The sequence below is a fragment of the Microlunatus ginsengisoli genome, assembly GCF_039537205.1.
GTDB lineage: Bacteria > Actinomycetota > Actinomycetes > Propionibacteriales > Propionibacteriaceae > Microlunatus > Microlunatus ginsengisoli.
Map to the genome: position 1 here is coordinate 34,694 of NZ_BAABAB010000014.1, position 18,158 is coordinate 52,851.

Below are 18,158 nucleotides of genomic sequence, written 5' to 3' on the forward strand. Positions count from 1 at the left end.
ACCGCTCAGTAGGATCGCGGTCCAGCGGAAGCGGCGTAACGGTTCGGGGGGACTGGACAACGTGGTCAACAGCGGAATGCAGCAGAGTGCGCCGGCGGGCGAGCAGGACACGCACGGACGCCGGCACTGGTGGCAGAACGGGCGGGGATCGGACGCTCAGGCGACGCCGCGCCGGTTGCTCCAGGGCCGGCCGGCCAGCGACGGAGTGCCCCGCCGGGCGCTGACCGAGGACTGAGCCGGCCCTCCGTCCGGGCCGGCGCTCAGCGGATCGCGGCCAGCAGCCGCCGTGCCTGACCGGTTCCGATCCGATGTCCCGGGTCGCTGAGGATGATCAGGGTGACCCGGCGGCCGACGACGTTGCCGACCTCGGTCCAGTCTCCGTCGGGATAGCTGCGGCGATCGATCAGCCCGCCCTGTCGCTGCTGGACGTCGATCCGGACCGGCGCGTCGTCGCCGTGGCAGGCCGCGGCCTGGGCGCGGTAGAGGTCGAAGTATGCGCTCGCGTCCGTGGCGGAGGCGAACTGCAGCACGAGTCCGATGCCGGGTTCGCCGTGGCGGTCGTAGGTCCCCTCCAGGGCCGCGGTCGGGTCGCGGTAGTCGTCCCGGGTGACGGGCGCGCAGCCGATGGTGATCACGTCGAAGGCGGCATAGCGCGGATCTCGCTCGTGGACCCAGGTCCCGTTGCCCAGGTAGCCCTCTTCCTCGCCGCCCTTCCGGGCGACGGTCCGCCAGCCCGCCGGCACGGGCAGGGCCCTCGCGGTCAGGTCGCCGGCGGTGGACGGCGCCGCCCTGGTCGGTGCCGGCGGCGGCGGCAGCGTGTTCGTCGTGGTCGGCTCGGGGATCGGCGTGAAGGTCGGACTCGGGCTGTCGCTGGTCGTGGGACCGGCCGCGGGGGAAGCCGCCGGTGAGATCGGGGCGTTCGACTCGCTCGGGGCGTTCGACTCGCTCGGGGCGTTCGGGCGGGGCGACCCGGAGCAGGCAGCGAGCGCGAGCAGCACGGCCGCCGGAACGGCAGCGCGCGCCCTCATCCGCGATATTCGAAGTGCTGATAGTCCCGGCCGGGAGACCAGAAGCCACCCCAGAAGAACTTGTCCGTGCGCAGCGACTTGGTCAGGGAGGAGTTCTTGGTCAGCATCCCGAACTTCCGCGGGGTCCGCTTGACGTACTTCTTGCCGTTCGCCGGCCACCACTTGCCCTTGGCGTCGCGGTAAGGGTTGCGCACCGTGTTCACGTCGATCGCGATGCCGTAGCTGTGCGGCGACATCTTGTACGGGTTGCCGACCACCTTGCGGCAGTTGAAGCCGCTGGTGTTGTCGGCGGCCATCTGCTTCGGGTCGTTGCCGCCGTACACGTTCGGGTTGTTCATCTTGGCGACCGGATAGCGGTGCGAGATGGCCGAGGAGAAGCCGCGGATCACCTTGCCGGTCAGGTCCTTGCGGACGATCAGCACTCCTCGGTGCATCCTCTTGTCGAAGCCGTAGAAGTTCATCGTGATCGTGCGGAGCTTCGACGCCCCCACCGGGCACCCGGCGCGATAGGTCTTGGCTACCTCGGCGGCCGTGGTGTTGGTGACCACGGCATTGATCACCGCGACCCGCTTGAACGACGACGCGCCGCTGGCCTCGGACCGGGTCGGTCGGTTCGCCGTGACATAACGGGTCCGGACGGTATAGGACGCGAGGTTCCCACGGCCGTACGGGACGGTCGTCTTGTACGTCCCAGTCGCGCCGGTCGTCGCGGCGGCGGTCTTCACGTACTTCCCCGACACGTTCACGTCCACGATGATCGCCACGCCCGATCGCGCCGGAAAGACCCGTCCGGTGACCGTCGGGTCCTTCAGCGAGTCGATCGAGCCGACCAGTTTGTCCATCGTCACGGTCGATCGCTCCACGGTCACGGCGATCTCGTTGCTGACGATCGCGTCGTCGTCGCTCGGCGGTCCGGAGATGCTGGCGGCCATGGTGAACGCGCCCGCGTCGGTGACCGGCACGGTCGCGGTAAAGGAGCCGTCGGCGGCCGAGGTCGGCTGGGCCAGCTTCTGCCAGCTCGTGGCACCGGTCGCGCGCCGATAGATCGCCACCGTGTGCGTCGCGTCCTGCGCACCGACGGTGCCGCTGAAGGCGAAGCGGCCGAGGTCGGAGAAGTAGCGCCCGGCGACCGGGCTGCCGGCCGGAACCACCGCCAGCGTGATCGCGCGGGAGTCGCCGTCCGCGGCGCCGGTGTTCTCGCCCGTCCGGTTGTCGGACCCGGTGGCCGTGTTGGCGGACCCGGCGCCGGTGCTGGCGGGGCCGGAGGTGCTTCCGGAGGCGGTGGGGCTGGCGGAGGCGCCGGTGCTGGGGGAGGCAGGGGTGCTGGCGGAGGCAGGGGGGCTGGCAGAGGTGGCCGGGGACGGATTCGCCGCCGTCGGATCGGGTGTGGTCGGTGCAGGGCTGCCCGGATCGGCGGCGCTGGACGGGACGGGTGAGGCGGGCTCGACCGGGGTCGGATCGGCGTCGGCGGGAAGGGACAGTGCCAGGAGTGCGGCCAGGGTGCCCGCGGCGACGAACCCCCGTACGGCTCGCCGCGGACTCCACCTGACTCCGGCGACTGGATCGTGTCGGGTCACGAAGAACCTGTCGGGGTCGGGGCTGAGACCAGCAGGCTAACCCAGGGGACGCGTGTGACAGAAGAGACAGCGACCCCCGATCTCACCGGTCCCGTCGCCGGCCGGTGCCGTGCTACCGAGCCACGAGTCGGCTCGGGCGCCAGGATCCCTGCCCGTGCCCGGCCCGAACTGCAGCCGGGTCAACCGTTGGTGGGGTCGGCCTTCACGTTGGTCGCGGCCAGCACGGAGATCGGGGCGGCGAGGGCCCCGAGCACCGCCAGCCCGCCGGTCACCCAGTACGGAATGTCGAGCTGGGGCAGCGCGCCGTAATAGGCGGAGACCGCGGTACCGACCAGGGCGAGCAGGCCGTACACGATGTAGATGACACGACGCCAGTACGCCGGAAGCAGGGTCAGCACGTTGCCGCCCTCGCTCTGTTGCGACGTGGTGTCGTCGGTGATGCTGGACATGGCGCTCCTCCGCTCGCGCGGCCGCCCACGCGGCCTTTGGAGGATTGGACCGCCGACCGGACCGGTTGATACGACGGAGACCTGTTCGTTACCGGCCGGACGGGGACGAGCCGGCCGATAAGCCGGATTCTGTGACTCGCTCGCGCGAGCCGGCGATCATCCATCTGCGACCGCTGTCGCCAGCGGCCTGGTGCGACCTACCCGGGAGCTCGGGCGAGCAGCCCTCGAACGCTCCCGCAGGCGCTTGCGCGCCCTTTTGGTCTTGCTCCCGGTGGGGTTTGCCGAGCCACCCCAGTCACCTGGGGTGCTGGTGGTCTCTTACACCGCCGTTTCACCCTTACCGCCGATCTTCCGGCGGCGGTCTGCTTTCTGTGGCACTTTCCCGCGGGTCACCCCGGGTGGGCGTTACCCACCACCGTGCTCTGTGGAGTCCGGACTTTCCTCAGCGGGGCTGGCTGCCCCGCCGCGATCGCCTGGCCGACTCGTCCCGCGGACACCTTATCCGGGCTCGCGCTCCGCACGCGCCACCGAGACGTGCCTACTCGCAGCACGGAACGGAAGGGTCACCCTGAATATCTCCCTCCAAGCGACGCTCGAGGCGCCGAATCCGCGGGTCAGGCGCGACTGAAGGGACGGAATCAGGGTGTGGGCGAGAGATCAGGGCAGGGTAAGCACCTCGGCACCGGTCCGGGTCACCACCAGCGTGTGTTCGAACTGGGCGCAGCGGCTGCCGTCGACGGTCAGCACGGTCCAGTCGTCGTCCCACATGTAGGACTGCCCGCTGCCGAGGGTGATCATCGGCTCGATGGTGAACGTCATCCCCTGCTCGATCACGGTGTCGTAGCGCGGCTCGTCGTAGTGCGGGATGACCAGCCCCGAGTGGAACGTGGTGTGCACCCCGTGCCCGGTGTATTCCTTCACGACCCCGTAGCCGAACCGCTTGGCATAGCTCTCGATCACGCGTCCGAGCACGCTCACCGGCCGGCCCGGCTTGACCGTCTTGATCGCCCGGTCGAGCGCCTCCTTGGTCCGCTCGGTCAGCAGCCGGGATTCCGCCGGCACGTCGCCGCAGAAGTACGTCGCACAGTTGTCCCCGTGCACGCCGCCGATGTAGGCGGTGACGTCGATCTTGACCAGGTCGCCGTCCTCCAGCGGACGGGCGTCAGGGATGCCGTGGCAGATCACCTCGTTCACCGACGTACAGCAGGACTTCGGAAAGCCGCGGTAGCCGAGCGTGGACGGGTAGGCGCCGTGGTCGAGCAGGAACTCGTGCACGATCGCGTCCAGCTCGTCGGTGGTCACCCCGGGTGTCACCGCCGCGCCGGCCGCAGCCATCGCCTGAGCGGCCAGCCGGCCCGCGACCCGCATCTTGTCGATCGTCTCGGCCGACTGGACGTGCGGACCGTGATAGGGCAGCGGGGCGGCCTGGTCGACATACTCCGGACGGTCGATCGAGGCGGGAACGCTGCGGCGAGGCGAGATCACCGCCGGCTGGATGGGCACCGGGCGATCCTATGCGGGCGCACCACGCCTTGGCTCGGCTCAATAGACGCGGCGGATCTTGTCGATGAAGGACACGTACTGGTCGTACGGCGCCTTGCCGGCGATCTTCTGGGTCACCTCGTCGTTGTTCAGCGAGTCCGTCGACCAGTTGTCCGAGCCGGTCCAGACCCGATACTGACGCGCGCCACCGCTGACGTACGTTGCCGTCATCAGTTTCAGGTGGATGTAGTTGCAGCTGCCGTTCTCCACCTCGCTGCAGCCCGGGTCGAACGCCCGGGTGACCGAAACCCCCGCGGCCCGCAGCCGGCGCTCGAGGGCGTCGTCGGCCGGGGGACCGGTGAGCACGACGACGGTCGAGCCGGCCCTGGCGTGGGCGATGAGGTCGTTGGTCAGCCAGGAGCCGCGGCTGCCGTGCATGGCGTACGTCGCCACCCGGATCACCGTGCCCCGGCCCTTCGGCAGCGACGTCAGCCGGGCGTGCACCGGGTCGTCGGCAGCGGTCGGCGTCGGGTCGTTCACCGGGAAGAACTGGGCGCCGCCCTTGCCGCCGTTGAAGCTGTACGAGCGATACGGCTTCGCCATGTTCCGGTCGCGCTGCTGCAGGGCGAACACCGAGTTGTAGGCGTCGTAGACGTCCTTGCGGTTGACGAACTGGAACAGGTCGGTCCACTGGTCGGCGTAACCCTCGACGGTCGCGTTGGCCGAGCCGACCACGGCGACGTGCCGGACGCCGTCCACTGCCGAGAACGTGTACGACTTCTGATGCATCGTGCCGCCGGCGCTGCGGGCGGAGCCCACCGTGCAGCGGACGTACGAGCTCGAGTGGAAGATCGTCGCCACCACGACGGCGGCTACCGCCGAGCTGCTGCAGTTCGCCTTGGCCACGATCAACCGGACGGTGACGCCCCAGTTGATCGCGCGCACCATGGCGTCACTGATCGCGGTGTCGGTCAGATTCCAGGTCGTGCCGCGCACCAGTGACCCGGCGGGGGCGTGGTCGAAGTGGTGGATGACCAGGTTGCGGGTCACGTTGCTGGCGTCCCCGGTGGCACGCGGATCGTTGAAGTACGCACTGGTCGCCAGCCAGTTCGGCGCGGCCTGCGTCGGGGCCGCCCCGAACCCGGTGGCCGCGAGAAGGCTGCCGAGCAGCACGAGCAAGGTGCGTCGGAGATGTCTGCGGATCATGATCGAGTCGCCCTTCGCTGGGTCGGCCGGAGCGTCGCGTACACCGTAAATCGGGGAGGGGTCGCCGGCCGGCGTCGCGCGAGTCTGCTCGGTCGAGCCGCGTCGACGCGCAATGATCGGGGGGTGAGGGTGACGGCCGGGGACACGTTCCGGAGCTGGTCGGTGCGCCGGGGGTTCGACCGCGAGCGGGTCCGCGCGATGACCGTCGACGCCAATGACGGGATCATCGCCACCGCCGGCATCGTCGAGGGATTCTCCGGTGCCGGTGCCACCCTCACCACCCTGATCATCGCCGCCGTCTCGGCCATGATCGCCGGCACGATCGCACTGGCCGGGGCGAAGTACGCCGAGGCCGCCGGCGACCGCGACGCCGAGCTCGCGCTGATGGAGGAGGAGCGCCGCCAGCTCGCGCTGTCGCCGGCGGAGGAGTTCGACGAGCTGGTGGAGCACTACCGCGGGCGTGGCCTGACGCCCGAGCTGGCGCGGCAGGTGGCCGGCGAGCTGACGGCCCGCGACGCGCTGAGCGCCCACCTGCGGGCCGAGCACGGGTGGTCGGAGGCGGACATCACGAAGCCGGGCACGGTAGCGGTGATCGCCGGAATCTCGTTCGCGATCGGCTCCGGGGTGCCGCTGGCGGCGATCCTCGTCGCACCCGAGGACGCCCGAGCGATCTGGACCATCGTGATCGTCGCGCTGGCCCTGGTGGTCACGTCCGTCGTCGCCGCGCGAAGCGGGCGGGTCAGCGTCGCCCGGACCGTCGGCCGGTCGCTGGCGATCGGGGTCGGCACCATGCTGCTCACCCTCGGCGCTGGCTACCTGATCGCGTTCTGATCCGCCGGGGTAGCGTCTCGGACGAGGACGGGTCTCGGCGAAGGAGGCGGTGATGGCGAACGACGATCAGTGGTGGTTCGACCTGAAGACGAAGTCGGCTGTGTCGGAACCGAAGAACGCGAGTAAGGCGGTCGACCGGCTCGGGCCGTACGCCTCCAAGGAGGAGGCCGAGCGTGCGCTGGAGAAGGTCGAGGAGCGCAACGCCGCCTGGGAGGACGACGACTGGGGCGAGGACTGATCGAGGCGGGCCGATCCTGCCCTGAGCGCCGGTCCGCCGCGAGCTTTCTTGAACGATTCCAGAGAGCGTGATTCACTCGTACCCATGGTGACCACCTGGGTGCACGAGCCCTGGCCCGACCGGCTGCGCGCGGTCGGGTTGCGGGTGACTCAGCCGCGGCTCGCCGTTCTCGACGCCGTGCACGCCAATCCGCACATCGCCGCCGACCAGGTCGCCGAGCGGGTCCGGGCCGCGCTGGGCACGGTGTCCACCCAGGCCGTGTACGACGCCCTCAACACGCTGACCGACCATCAGATCCTGCGCCGGTTCGAGCCCGCCGGATCGGTGATGCGGTTCGAGACGAACGAGGGCGACAACCACCATCACCTGGTCTGTCGCCGCTGCGGTTCGGTCGTCGATGTCGACTGCGCGGTCGGTACGATCCCCTGCGCCGTGCCCGACGACACCAAGGGTTTCATGGTGGACGAGGCAGAGGTCACCTATTGGGGTGTGTGCGCCTCGTGTGCGGCTGAGCGCACCGCCCCGTAGCCACGCCTGTTTCCTGCTGCCGGGCCGCCCCCAGGTCTGCTCCGGCCGACGACGACCCGGTCCCGAGCTGAACTCGGATCCCTCCGGACGGTTCGGATCCGCTGTAGGGGATCCGAGGAGCTACAGGGGATCCGAGGAGCTACAGGGGATCCGGCGCGGTACGGGGGATAGCTGGAAGGGGCGCGCGCTGGCCGGGATCTTCGGATCCCTCCGGACGGTTCGGATCCGCTGTACGGGATCCGAGGAGCTGTAGGGGATCCGAGGAGCTGTAGGGGATCCGGGGAGTTGCAGGGGATCCGGGGAGTTACAGGGATCCGGGGAGTTACAGGGATCCGGGGAGTTACAGGGGATCCGCGGAGTCGTACGGGATCCGAGGTGTTGGGGGTGAGGGCGGTGCGAGGATGTCCGGGTGCCGACACCCGGAGCCGCGATCGACGTGGCGACCCTGCCGAACCTGCGTGACCTGGGCGGGTGGCGGGCCGAGGACGGGCGGTCGGTCCGCTGGGGAACCGTCTATCGCTCCACGGAGCTGAGCCGGCTCGACGACGCCGACCGGCGGCGCATGGTCGAGCTCGGCATCAAGACGGTGTACGACCTGCGTTCGGCGGCGGAGCGTGACACCGAGCCCGATATCGCGCTGGACGGGGCGACCGAGGTCGTGCTGGACGTGCTCGCCGACGCGCCCCACGCCGTACCGGGCAACCTGACCGCGCTGCTGTCCGATCCGGCGCGGCTGGCTGCCGCCCGGGCGACGTTGGGCGGCGCCAGCCTGACCGCGCTGATGACCGACAGCTATGCGCAGATGATCACGCTGCCCAGCGCCCGGGCGTCGTATCGGCGGCTCTTCCGGGGTCTGCTCGGTGCGGAGGCGACGCCGGTGCTGTTCCACTGCACCACCGGCAAGGACCGGACCGGTTGGGCGGCGGCCTCGCTGCTGAGCGTGCTCGGCGTCCCGCGGGTCGCGGTGTACGAGGAGTACCTGCTGACCAACACCCAGCTCGTGCCCGCACTCGAGCCGGTCCTGGTCGCCTTCGAGCACGCCGGCGGCGAGCGTGCCGTGCTGCTGGCCGTGCTGGGGGTGGACCGGAGTTACCTGGAGCGGGCGTTCGCCGAGGTGGACGCGACGTATGGCGGGATCGAGGGCTACTTCGCCGACGGCCTGGGCCTCGGCCGCGACGAACAGCGGGAACTGCGCGCCCGCTATCTCGAGGACAGCTGAGCCCGGGCCGTCGGGTGGACAGGTCACGAGGGCGACGCGCCGGCGGGCGAATGCTGGGTGCGACGCTCGTCCTTGCCGTCGCGCTCGCCGCCGGCGGTTGTCAGCCGGTGGCACGTCAGCCGGCGGCACCCTCCGATCTGCCCTCGATCGTGCCCAGCTCCTCGATCACGCCCGGACCGCCGGCCACCGAGACCGCCACCCCGGCGACCACTCCGGCGACGACCCCGAGCGACCCGTCCGGCGCGACCCCGAGCTCGACGCCCACCCCCGCCGATCAGGTCGACCACGTGCTGGCCATCTCCGTCGACGCGCTGAATCCGGACGCCATCACCAGGCTCGGCCCGGCCGGCACACCCACCCTGCATCGGCTGATCCGCGAAGGCGCGACCACCCTGAACGCGCGATCCGAGCAGGAACTGACCATCACCCTGCCCAACCACACCGGCATGTTCACCGGCCGCCGCGTGAGCGCGAAGCACGGCGGTCACGGGGTCACGTTCAACGTCGACAACGGCACGACGGTGCATCGCGCGGCTGGTGCGTACGTCGCCAGCGTGTTCGACGTCGTCCACGACCGGGGCGGCAGCACCGCGCTGTATTCGGGCAAGAAGAAGTTCGCGTTCTTCGCCCGCAGCTGGAACACCGCCGGCGCACCCGACCGGATCGGCCGGGACGACGGCCGGCGCAAGATCGACACCGTGGTGCTGGACACCGACAACGCCCGGCTCGTCCGGGCGCTCGACCGGCGGCTGGTCTCGGCGCCGCCGCAGTTCACGTTCCTGCACCTGTCGCTGCCGGACGTCGCCGGCCATGCGCACGGCTTCATGGGCAAGGACTACCTGGCCGCGGTGCGGCAGACCGACCGGCTCCTCGGCCAGGTGATCGCGACGATCGACGAGCGGCCCACCCTCCGCCGGCACACGGTCGTCGTGCTCACCGCCGACCACGGCGGACTCGGCGCCTCCCACGACGACCCGACCAAGATCGCGGACTACCGGATTCCCTTGGTGGTCTGGGGCAGCGGGGTGGCGGCGAACGATCTGTACCGGCTCAACCCCGGCTTCGTCGATCCCGGTCGCAGCCGTCCCGGCTATGCCGGACCGCAGCCGATCCGCAACGGCGACGTGGCGAACCTCGCCACCGGTTTGCTCGGCCTGCCGGCCGTCCCGGGGTCTCAGCTCGACCGCGGCCAGAGCCTGGTCGTCGGCCGCTGACCCGAGAATCCGCCCCTCGTGCACTCGGCGCGGCTCCGCCTGAGCCCACCGCCGCCCGCGCTTGGTGATCGGCCGACGACGAGGTGCGGATTTTCGGGTTCGTCGTCAGCCGATCGCCGACAGCCGCTCGAGATCGTCGGATTCGAGCGTGACCTCGGCGACCGCGAGGTTCTCCTCCAGATGGGCCAGCGAGGAGGTGCCGGGGATCACGCACAGGTTCGGGGCCAGCGCCAGCAGCCAGGCCAGGCCGACCTGGGCCGGCGTGGCGTCCTTCTCGCCGGCGATCGCCTGCACGGTCGGGTCGTCGGTCACCTTGGGCAGATGCGGGAAGGCCGAGCCCAGCGGGAAGTAGGGGACGTACGCGGTCTCGTTGGCCAGGCAGTAGTCGAGCACCGGCCGGTCGCTCTGGTCGAGCAGCGAGAAGGCGTTCTGGACGCAGGCGAGACCCACCGTCTCGTGCGCCTGCCGGACCTGCTCGAGGGTCGCGGTCGAGATGCCGATGCCCGCGATCTTGCCCTCGTCGCGCAGGGCGGCCATCTCGGCCAGCTGATCCTCCAGCGGCGCCCGGTCCTGCTCGGGTACGTCGTGGTCGAGCAGCCGGAGGTTCACCGCACCGAGCCGGTCGACCTCGAGCGTGCGCAGGTTGTCCTCGACCCCCGCGCGGAGCTGCGCCGGGTGCTGGGCCGGCGGCCAGCCGCCCTGCGCGTCGCGGACGGCGCCGACCTTGGAGACGATCACCAGGTCGTCCGGATAGGGATAGAGAGCCTCGTGGATGAGCTGGTTGGAGACGTCCGGGCCGTAGTACTGGGCGGTGTCGATGTGGTTCACGCCGGCGTCGATCACCCGCCGGAGCACGGCGATCGCCTCGTCGTGGTCGCGCGGCGGCCCCATCACGCCCCGGCCCGGAAGCTGCATCGCGCCGAAGCCGACCCGTCCGATCGGGCGGCCGGCGATGGCGTACGTCGAAGTCTGAGTCACGACGTCGAACCTACGCTCCGCCCCGAGTCAGGTTTCGTCCGAGCGTCCTCGCTCAGCCGACCCGGAGGGACAAGATCGTCCGCGTCAGGGTCGTGGTCAGCTCGCGATCGCCGATCGGCACGGCGCCGAAGAACAGACCCCAGTCAGCCCCGTCGGGGACGACGACGACGGCCAGATGATCACCGGCGAAACCCAGCTGCGGCACGCTCACCACGACGTCGGTGGTGAGCAGCCAGGCGTCGGTGCCGCTGACCCGGATCGCGCGGCTGACCACGTCGCGCCGCTGCGGATCGTACGGCTCGTAGAGCTCGCTGGCCACGATGCACTCGGTGACGAACTCGGCGGTGTGCTCGGCATCGCGCGGATACCCGTCCGCGATCAACCGGCCGACCCCGAGCTGGGCGATCCAGGGCGGGTCGAGACTGACGGTGCGGACCTGCTGGGTGAGGTCGTACGCGAACGTCAGCCGGTTCTCCGACCGCTCCGGCGTGAACGCCGCGACCCGTGGGAACGACAGGTTGCCGCCGTAGACCCGATCGTCCGCCGGGTGCGGTGCGCGAGCGTCGGGCGCACCTTCCGGACAGCCGATGTTGCGGGCGGTGGGCTCGGGACTCGGTGATCCGCTCGGGGTGGCGTCGGCGCGCGGCGACCGGGTCGCGCCGGCGGTCGGATCGGGGAAGAGGACCGGCTGATCGTGGCGCTCCCTGATCTGCAGCGCGACCGCGGCTATCGCGACGGCGACGGCGAGCACGGTGATCGTGATCAGCCAGCGGGCCGCCCGCGGCCGGGCGGCAGGGGCGGCCGCCGTCATCGACTGGGGCGCGGCGCCGCCGGGATCGGCGGTGGTCTGCGCCGACCATCGCTCGCCGTCCCAGTAGCGGTAGCAATCGGGCTGCCCGCCGGGGTCCGGATACCATCCGGGCGCGCCGCTCATGGGTCCATTCTGCGTCGCTCGCCGAGCCGCACGCCGACGCCGGCCCCTCGGTAAGGGACCGGCGTCGGCGAGCTGGCGAGGGTACGGATCACTTGTAGGTGAAGTGGTCCACCGAGACCTTCGGCGACGTACCGGTTGCCGTGGTCACCCGGACATGGTGGGTGCCCACCGTGCCGGCCGGGGTGGTGGCCTGGCAGCTGGTCGCGGAGGTGCAGGAGACGGCGGTGGCCTTGACTCCGCCCACCGTGATCGAGCGGACCGCGGTCAGGTTCGTCCCGGTGACGGTGATCCGGGTGCCGCCGCGATGGCTGCCCGAGCTCGGCGAGACCTTGGTCACCGCCGGCGCCGGAGCGATCCCGGTCCCGGTCACCGGAATGCTGAACGCGCCGAACGTCGTGTTGAGCGTGATGTGCGCGCTGATCGGGCCGAGCTGGTGTGGCCGGTAGGAGATCGTGACCGTGCAGGAGTCGCCGGGCTTGAGCGTGCTGCAGGTCGTGTTGGGCATGTTGACGTCGGCGTTGTCGGTGCCGGCGGAGGTCGCGGTCAGGTCGACGCTGCCGGTGTTGGTGAGCTGGACGTCCTTGGTCTTCGTCGTGTTGAGTGTCTGGCTGCCGAACGCGAGCGAGGTCGGGTTGAGGCTCACCGTCTGGATCGGAGCGGTGATCTTCGGGTAGACGAAGTCACTGGTCGAACCCAGGTAGCTCGCATCGCCGGCATAGATCGCGTGGATCCCCTGGTACTGACCGGGCGGCAGCGAGGTGGTGGTGAGCTTGGCGACACCGTCGACGACGTCCGCGGTGCCGATCGTGGTCTTCACGTACGAGTTGATGTCGATCATCTCGAACGTCACCGTGCCGCCGATCGCCGGGCCGCCGGTCAGCGCCGGCGAGATCGTGTCGGTCAGCGTGACCGGAGTTCCCTGTGGCGCCGAGGCCGGTGCGGTCAGGGTCGAGGTGGTCTCCGAGCCCGTCGCCCACTCGAGCAGGACGAGGCCGTCACCGCTGACGGTGCGGCTGTCGAAGGTGGCGTTCGCCTCGATCGCGTACGACAGGCCGCCGGCCCCCCCGCCGCCCCCGCCACCGCCGTACGTCCCGGTCCCGCCGGCGTGGCCGCCGCCGAGCGCGGCACCGTTCCAGCCGCCACCGCCGCCACCGCCGCCGCCGGCGAAGCTCGCGCTGGGCGCGTCCTTGCCGTCCTCGCCGTGGTAGATGTCGGAGCTGCCGGCGATGTTGCCGGACGCGCCGCTCCCGGCACCGGCGCCCGAGCCGCCGGAACCGCCGTGGGCGGCGTCCCCGCCGTTGCCGCCGGCATAGCTGAAGACGGCCCCGCCGCCGCCGCCGCCACCGCCGCCGGCAGCGACGCCGATCACCCGGCCGTCGAGGGTGACCCAGGTGGCCGCACCGCCGCGACCGCCGTTGCCGTTGAGATCGCCGTGGCCGCCGCGGCCGCCGTGGGCGTCACCGTAGGAGTGCTCGGCACCGTCCGGACCGGCCGCGGTCCCGGGCAGCAGGTCGAGGTGCTGTCCCGCCTTCACCGCGATGGTCTCGTCCACGATGGCACCGTGACCGCCGGTGCCTCCCGGCGATCCGGCCCCGGTTCCGCCGTCGGCGCCCGAGCCGCCGACCAGATGCACGTGGACCGAGCTGGTGCCCTGCGGCACCGTCCAGTTCAGCTCGCCGTCGGCGGCCTGCTGGACCAGCTGGTGCGGCGTGCCGAACGGCACGTCGGCGCTTGCCGGCATCGTCGTGCCGATCGCGGCTGCCACCAAGGTGGCCGGCACGCTGAGCGCGACCAGCGCCCGCCGGACGAAGCTGCTGTTGTTGATCATGCTGCTGTTGATCATGATGTGAGCTCCCGAGTTGTTCTCTGACCCGCCCCTTGCGGATCGATGTCACAACTGTCGCGAAAATGCGGAGCTCCGACGATGGTGCGGACCTGTCGATCCCGGAGGGGGTGCTGGCACCCCCGTGCGTGGCGGTCCGCGATCAGGTTTGCGCTGTGCGGCCCCGGCCGTCGATCACCGCGGTCAGGCTGTCCAGGGTCAGATCCTGCTTGCTGACGAACCCGGCGGCGCCGCAGTCGGTGATGCCCGGTGGCAGGTCGCCGACCATGCCGGTGGAGATCAGCACGACGCGGACGTCGGGAAGCCGGGAGAGCAACAGCCGGGTGGTCTCGATGCCGTCGAGGTCCGGCATCCGGACGTCCATGATCACCACATCCGGCCGCAGCCGTTCGGCCAGCTCCAGTGCTTCCGCCCCGGACGCCGCGGAGCCGACCAGCTCCAGCGACGCGCTGGACCGGACCAGGGCCGACGCCGCCCGCCGGGCAAGCGGATGGTCGTCGACGACGATCACCGATGCCATCTCAGCCCCCGTCGTCGGCAAGGAACATCAGGGCCGCCCGGACCCGGGGATGGTTGTGCTGATCGCCGCTCAGGTCGAGCTTGGCGAAGATCGAGTTGATGTGCTTCTCCACGGCGCGTTGGCTGAGGAAGAGACTTCCCGCGATCGCCGTGTTCGTCTTGCCCTGGGCGATCGCGGCGAGCACCTCACGTTCCCGCGGGCTCAACGAGGCGAGCGCCGTACTGCCGCCGCGGGCCCGGCCGGCGACCAGCGCCTCCACCACCTTGGGATCGATGGCCGACCCACCCGCCGCCACGGCCTCGATCGCCTGCACCAACTCGTCCAGATCGCCCACCCGTTCCTTGAGCAGATAGCCGCGGCCCTCGGTGCCGCGGGCCAGCAGCGCCTTCACGTATCCCGCCTCGGCATACTGGCTCAACAGCAGCACGCCGATCGGTGGCGACGCGCTGCGACACACCTCGGCGATCCGCAACCCTTCGTCGGTTCGCGTCGGCGGCATCCGGATGTCGGTGAGCACGACGTCAGGGCCGGTGGCGGCGATCGAGGAGACGGTCTGGTCGTAGTCGGCGCAGGCCGCGACGACCTCGAGCCGGTCCGCACCGCCGAGCAGCCGACAGGTTCCCTCGCGGACGAGGAAGTTGTCGTCGGCGACGATCAGCCGGACGGTCATCGGCGGAGCCTCTCGTGACGAACGAGTGGGAGGTGGCGGTCATGGCGCTGGCCGCTCGGGGTTCGGTGTTCGGGGCAGTCGGACAGTGAAGGTCATCATGTCGTGGGTCAATGATGACGTGAGGCTGCCGTCGAAGGCCTCCAGCCGGTCCCGAACCAGCCGGACGGCGCTCGGATCCGGCTGAGCCGGTGCGGCGATCCGGCCGCCGACCTGGAGCTGGAGCACGGCGTCGTCGTCCGACAACCCGAGCTGCAACTCCTCCGCCCCGGCGTCCACCAGCGTGTCGAGCAGGGTCACCACGCAGAAGTACGCGGCCCGCAGCACCTGGTCGGGCACGGCCTCGCCGGCGGCGCCGGTGATCCTCAGCAGACGATCGTGGCGCTCCATCCACCCGTCGAGCGAGGCGACCAGGCCGTCCTCCGACAGCCGCGGTGGGTGGATGCCGCGGGCCAGGACGCGGAGCTCGTCCAGCGCCCGGCTCGCCTCCTGCCGGACGATCGCCGGATCGGGCCGGTCGGCGGCCAGCTCGTCCGTCGCCGCGACGAGGTGCGGCGACACGCGGTGCTCGACCTCGGCCCGCAGCCGATGCCGCTGCTCGGCGCGAGCCTCCCTCAGTCTCGTGGTCGACGCGGCGAGTGCTTCGCCCAGCTGCATCAGCTCGGCCTCGCGCCGGCGCAGGTCCACGGTCAGCCGTACGGTCGACAACGCGACGCCGGCGGGAGCGGCCAGCTCGTCGAGCAGCCGGCGGTCGAACGGCGTCAACGGCTCCGCGCCGGCGGCGATCTCGATCTCGCCGACCCGGTCCTCGCCGTGCCGGACGTCGACCCGATAGGCCACGGTGTCGGCGGTTTGGCCCGACGGCCACGCCTGACCCCAAGAGGAGCCGTCGGCCAGCCAGACACGTACCTCGGCGCGCTGCCGGTTCCGTCCGGCGGCCTCGGCCAGCCGGACCACGACCTCGTCGACCGGCAACGCATCGGCCATGCTCCGCAGCAAAGCGTCCATCGAGGCCTCGGCGTCGGCGCGCTGCCGATGCACCACACGATTCGCCAGCCGCTCCACCGGTTCCTGGACCAGCCAGAGCACCACGGCGACGACGACGGTCGCCGCCAGCACTCCCCACCAGGGCGGTCGATCGGTACGCCCGGTCGCGGCCCGGTAGCCGAGCGCCAAGATCGCGAACAGGACCAGCGCGAGCAGCCCGCGCAGCACTCCGGCCGTCCAGCCGACCTTGCTCATGGTGTTTCCTGTTCGCTCGTGCCCGGCGCCGGGAAGCCGGTCGTCCGCGGCCACGGCCCGGAAGGCCCGCTCGCCTCGCGGAGACGATGGCTCGCCTCGATCTTGCCTTCCGTTCCGCGACCACGGAAGACCGGCGCGCCTACTCGACGCTCGCTCACGGTGTTTCCTGTTCGCTCGCGCGGGCCGGGATCGATCCGCGGACCACGACTCCGGTTCCGCCGGGGCCGTTCTCGACCGTCAGGGTGCCGCCGAGCAACGCGAGCCGGGAACCGAGCTGCAGCAGGCCACCGGCGCCGTCGGTGGCCGAGCCCGGATCGATCCCGGTGCCGTCGTCGGCGACCGAGAACCGCACCCTGGGTCCCAGCACCAGCCCGACCCGGGCATGCCGCGCGTGTGCGTGCTTGGCAACGTTCTGCAGCGCCTCCCGGCAGCAGTAGTAGACCGCGGACTCGACCTCGGAGTCGACCGGCCACGTGCCGCTCTGGTCGACCGAGACGACCAGCCCGCCGCGCTCGGCGAGTGCGGCGGCATCGCGCAACGCCGGGCCGAGACCTCGAGCCAGGGCCGCCGGCGCGTCGGCCAGCACGTCGTCCAGGTCGTGCCGGGCGGTCTGCAGCACCTCGTGCAGTTCGTCGCACGCCGCCTCGTCCATCGGTGGTCGGAGGGCCGCGGCGCCGATCACCGCCGCGACCAACGCCTGTTGCGCGCCGTCGTGCAGATCGCGTTCGAGCCGGTAGCGTTCCTGGTCCTGCGCCGCGACCAGCCGGAGGCGAGTCTGCCGCAGCGCTTCCGTACGATCGGCGAGCTCGGCGACCCGGTCGACCAGCCGGACGGTCAGCTGAGCGTTGTGCAGGACCAGACCGGCATGATCGGCGATCCGTGCCGCGGTTGCCCGGTCGGCCTGCGGAAGGTGCTCACCGTCGACCACGCCGAGCGTCAGGCTGCCGAGCTCCGCACCCTCGTACCGGATCGGCCAGACCTCGTCGTGCCGGGCCAGCTCGGTTCGCCGGCCGGGCCCGGCGTGTGCCAGCCGAACCGTTGTGCCGTTGTCGTCGAGCCAGATGGACGCGTCGTAGGCCCGGGTCGCGGCAAGGGCGACGGCGGCCAGCTGGTCGATCTCACGTCCGGCACTCAGCCGTTCCAGGCCGGAGATCAGGCTGCGGGTTGCCTCGGTCGGGCTGAGCTCCTGGCCGAACACCACCCGGTTGGCCCACCGCCGAGCCGCCAGCCGGAGCGGTTCGACCAGCGCCACGGCGACCGTCGCCGCAACGACCGTCGGCCACAGGCCGTCGCCGCCCAGCCGCGACGCGAGGGCGACGATCACGACGTAGCAGCCGCCGACGCCCAGCGACAGGGCCCCGTAGAGCAGCACCCGGCTGAGCAGCCGGTCGATGTCCCACAACCGATACCGGAGCACGCCGGCGACGAGGACGATCGGCACGATCGCGAACAGCGCCGGGAACAGGTCCTCGATCCGGGCACAGAAGGTCGCGGCCGCGGGCTGCCCCAGCAAGACCAGGCAGCGGCCGCCCAGCCAGAGCAACCCTCCGGCGAGCGACGGCAGCAGCGCCGCGCCCATCAGCCGGGCGACCGCTCGCTGCTGAGCGTCCGCCCGGTCGTCGCGCAACCGGAGCGTCTGGGCACCGATGCCGAGCATCGGCACGGCGATGCCGAAGAAGACCATGAAGAACTGGGGATGGGCCAAGAAGCTGCCGCGCCAGCTGATCACGGCCACGGCCAGCGTCCACAAGCCCACGATCACCCAGGTCGTACGCCGGCCGAGCCGGATCCGGCGAGGCCAGCTCCCGTCCGGGAAGAGCACGACCGCCCAGACATAACACACGCCCGAGGTGATGTGGATGGCGAAATGGATCAGCTGCACCGGCCACGGGGTGCCGATCAGGTAGAACGCCCGATGGCTGGGCATGTTGAACGTGGCCGCGGTTCCCAGCAGGGCGAACGCCAGCAGTCTCGGCACGAGGTCGTCGGGTCGGCGGGCGAAGAGCAGCAGGGCGAGGCTCAGGTTCAGCAGACTGAACGCGTACTCCATCACCGCCTCACCGGCGGGTACCGGGGCAATGCTCGGGCGGACGACGAGGGTCAGGACGCCGAGCAGTAGCCAGAGGCCGACCGCAACCGCGTAGCCGGCGAAGAGCAGGCGGATCGCGATCGTGCTGCGACGCTGCTCGATCACGGCCGGCC

18 protein-coding genes and 1 other RNA gene are annotated in these 18,158 nt (G+C 71.1%); 6 read left to right on the top strand and 13 right to left on the bottom strand.

Going from position 1 to position 18,158, the window contains the following annotated elements:
* Positions 1-61: 61 nt before the first annotated feature.
* Positions 62-235 carry a hypothetical protein gene (locus ABD747_RS09580; RefSeq protein WP_344803802.1) on the top strand — a complete coding sequence of 58 codons (174 nt, stop codon included), beginning with the start codon at positions 62-64 and terminating at the stop codon, positions 233-235.
* A 25-nt stretch (positions 236-260) separates the two neighbouring features.
* On the opposite strand, the gene ABD747_RS09585 is transcribed toward ABD747_RS09580, so the two are convergent.
* The 6 genes from ABD747_RS09585 to ABD747_RS09610 all read right to left on the bottom strand — a co-directional run bounded on the left by ABD747_RS09585 (position 261) and on the right by ABD747_RS09610 (position 5,742).
* The gene (locus ABD747_RS09585; RefSeq protein ID WP_344803804.1) at positions 261-1,028 is read right to left on the bottom strand and encodes a hypothetical protein; all 768 of its coding nucleotides are present in this window, start codon (positions 1,026-1,028) and stop codon (positions 261-263) included.
* Positions 1,025-2,605, bottom strand: a complete 1,581-nt coding sequence (locus ABD747_RS09590; protein ID WP_344803806.1) for a M15 family metallopeptidase — start codon at positions 2,603-2,605, stop codon at positions 1,025-1,027. The genes ABD747_RS09585 and ABD747_RS09590 overlap by 4 nt, the downstream gene beginning before the upstream one ends.
* A gap of 179 nt (positions 2,606-2,784) precedes the next feature.
* Entirely contained in the window at positions 2,785-3,054 is a 270-nt protein-coding gene (locus ABD747_RS09595) for a hypothetical protein (protein WP_344803808.1), read from the bottom strand.
* A gap of 102 nt (positions 3,055-3,156) precedes the next feature.
* An RNA gene (rnpB, locus tag ABD747_RS09600) (RNase P RNA component class A) lies at positions 3,157-3,539 on the bottom strand.
* Positions 3,540-3,711: 172 nt separating this feature from the next.
* The gene (map, locus tag ABD747_RS09605; RefSeq protein ID WP_344803810.1) at positions 3,712-4,557 is read right to left on the bottom strand and encodes a type I methionyl aminopeptidase; all 846 of its coding nucleotides are present in this window, start codon (positions 4,555-4,557) and stop codon (positions 3,712-3,714) included.
* Between the two features lie 39 nt (positions 4,558-4,596).
* On the bottom strand, positions 4,597-5,742 hold the full coding sequence (locus ABD747_RS09610) for a phospholipase D-like domain-containing protein (protein ID WP_344803812.1): 1,146 nt from the start codon (positions 5,740-5,742) through the stop codon (positions 4,597-4,599).
* Between the two features lie 123 nt (positions 5,743-5,865).
* On the opposite strand from ABD747_RS09610, the gene ABD747_RS09615 reads away from it, so the two are divergent.
* The 5 genes from ABD747_RS09615 to ABD747_RS09635 all read left to right on the top strand — a co-directional run bounded on the left by ABD747_RS09615 (position 5,866) and on the right by ABD747_RS09635 (position 9,772).
* Complete coding sequence (locus ABD747_RS09615; protein WP_344803814.1) at positions 5,866-6,573, top strand: VIT1/CCC1 transporter family protein; 708 nt, start codon at positions 5,866-5,868, stop codon at positions 6,571-6,573.
* Positions 6,574-6,625: 52 nt separating this feature from the next.
* Positions 6,626-6,811, top strand: a complete 186-nt coding sequence (locus ABD747_RS09620; RefSeq protein WP_344803816.1) for an SPOR domain-containing protein — start codon at positions 6,626-6,628, stop codon at positions 6,809-6,811.
* An 84-nt stretch (positions 6,812-6,895) separates the two neighbouring features.
* Positions 6,896-7,339, top strand: a complete 444-nt coding sequence (locus tag ABD747_RS09625; protein WP_344803817.1) for a Fur family transcriptional regulator — start codon at positions 6,896-6,898, stop codon at positions 7,337-7,339.
* Positions 7,340-7,748: 409 nt separating this feature from the next.
* Positions 7,749-8,558 (top strand): tyrosine-protein phosphatase, encoded by an 810-nt coding sequence (locus ABD747_RS09630; RefSeq protein ID WP_344803818.1) that lies wholly within the window; start codon positions 7,749-7,751, stop codon positions 8,556-8,558.
* Positions 8,559-8,608: 50 nt separating this feature from the next.
* Positions 8,609-9,772, top strand: a complete 1,164-nt coding sequence (locus ABD747_RS09635) for an alkaline phosphatase family protein (RefSeq protein WP_344803819.1) — start codon at positions 8,609-8,611, stop codon at positions 9,770-9,772.
* Positions 9,773-9,877: 105 nt separating this feature from the next.
* Here ABD747_RS09635 and ABD747_RS09640 read toward each other — a convergent pair whose 3' ends face one another.
* The 7 genes from ABD747_RS09640 to ABD747_RS09670 all read right to left on the bottom strand — a co-directional run bounded on the left by ABD747_RS09640 (position 9,878) and on the right by ABD747_RS09670 (position 18,150).
* Complete coding sequence (locus ABD747_RS09640; protein ID WP_344803820.1) at positions 9,878-10,750, bottom strand: oxidoreductase; 873 nt, start codon at positions 10,748-10,750, stop codon at positions 9,878-9,880.
* Between the two features lie 52 nt (positions 10,751-10,802).
* Positions 10,803-11,684 (bottom strand): DUF2510 domain-containing protein, encoded by an 882-nt coding sequence (locus ABD747_RS09645; RefSeq protein WP_344803821.1) that lies wholly within the window; start codon positions 11,682-11,684, stop codon positions 10,803-10,805.
* A gap of 88 nt (positions 11,685-11,772) precedes the next feature.
* The gene (locus ABD747_RS09650; RefSeq protein ID WP_344803822.1) at positions 11,773-13,527 is read right to left on the bottom strand and encodes a choice-of-anchor D domain-containing protein; all 1,755 of its coding nucleotides are present in this window, start codon (positions 13,525-13,527) and stop codon (positions 11,773-11,775) included.
* 142 nt (positions 13,528-13,669) lie between these two features.
* On the bottom strand, positions 13,670-14,047 hold the full coding sequence (locus ABD747_RS09655; protein WP_344803823.1) for a response regulator: 378 nt from the start codon (positions 14,045-14,047) through the stop codon (positions 13,670-13,672).
* Position 14,048: 1 nt separating this feature from the next.
* On the bottom strand, positions 14,049-14,717 hold the full coding sequence (locus ABD747_RS09660) for a response regulator transcription factor (protein WP_344803824.1): 669 nt from the start codon (positions 14,715-14,717) through the stop codon (positions 14,049-14,051).
* A 39-nt stretch (positions 14,718-14,756) separates the two neighbouring features.
* Positions 14,757-15,956, bottom strand: coding sequence for a sensor histidine kinase (locus tag ABD747_RS09665; RefSeq protein WP_344803826.1), 1,200 nt, complete (start codon positions 15,954-15,956; stop codon positions 14,757-14,759).
* 154 nt (positions 15,957-16,110) lie between these two features.
* Positions 16,111-18,150: a sensor histidine kinase gene (locus tag ABD747_RS09670; RefSeq protein ID WP_344803828.1), complete on the bottom strand. Its 2,040-nt coding sequence runs from the start codon at positions 18,148-18,150 to the stop codon at positions 16,111-16,113.
* Positions 18,151-18,158 lie beyond the last annotated feature (8 nt).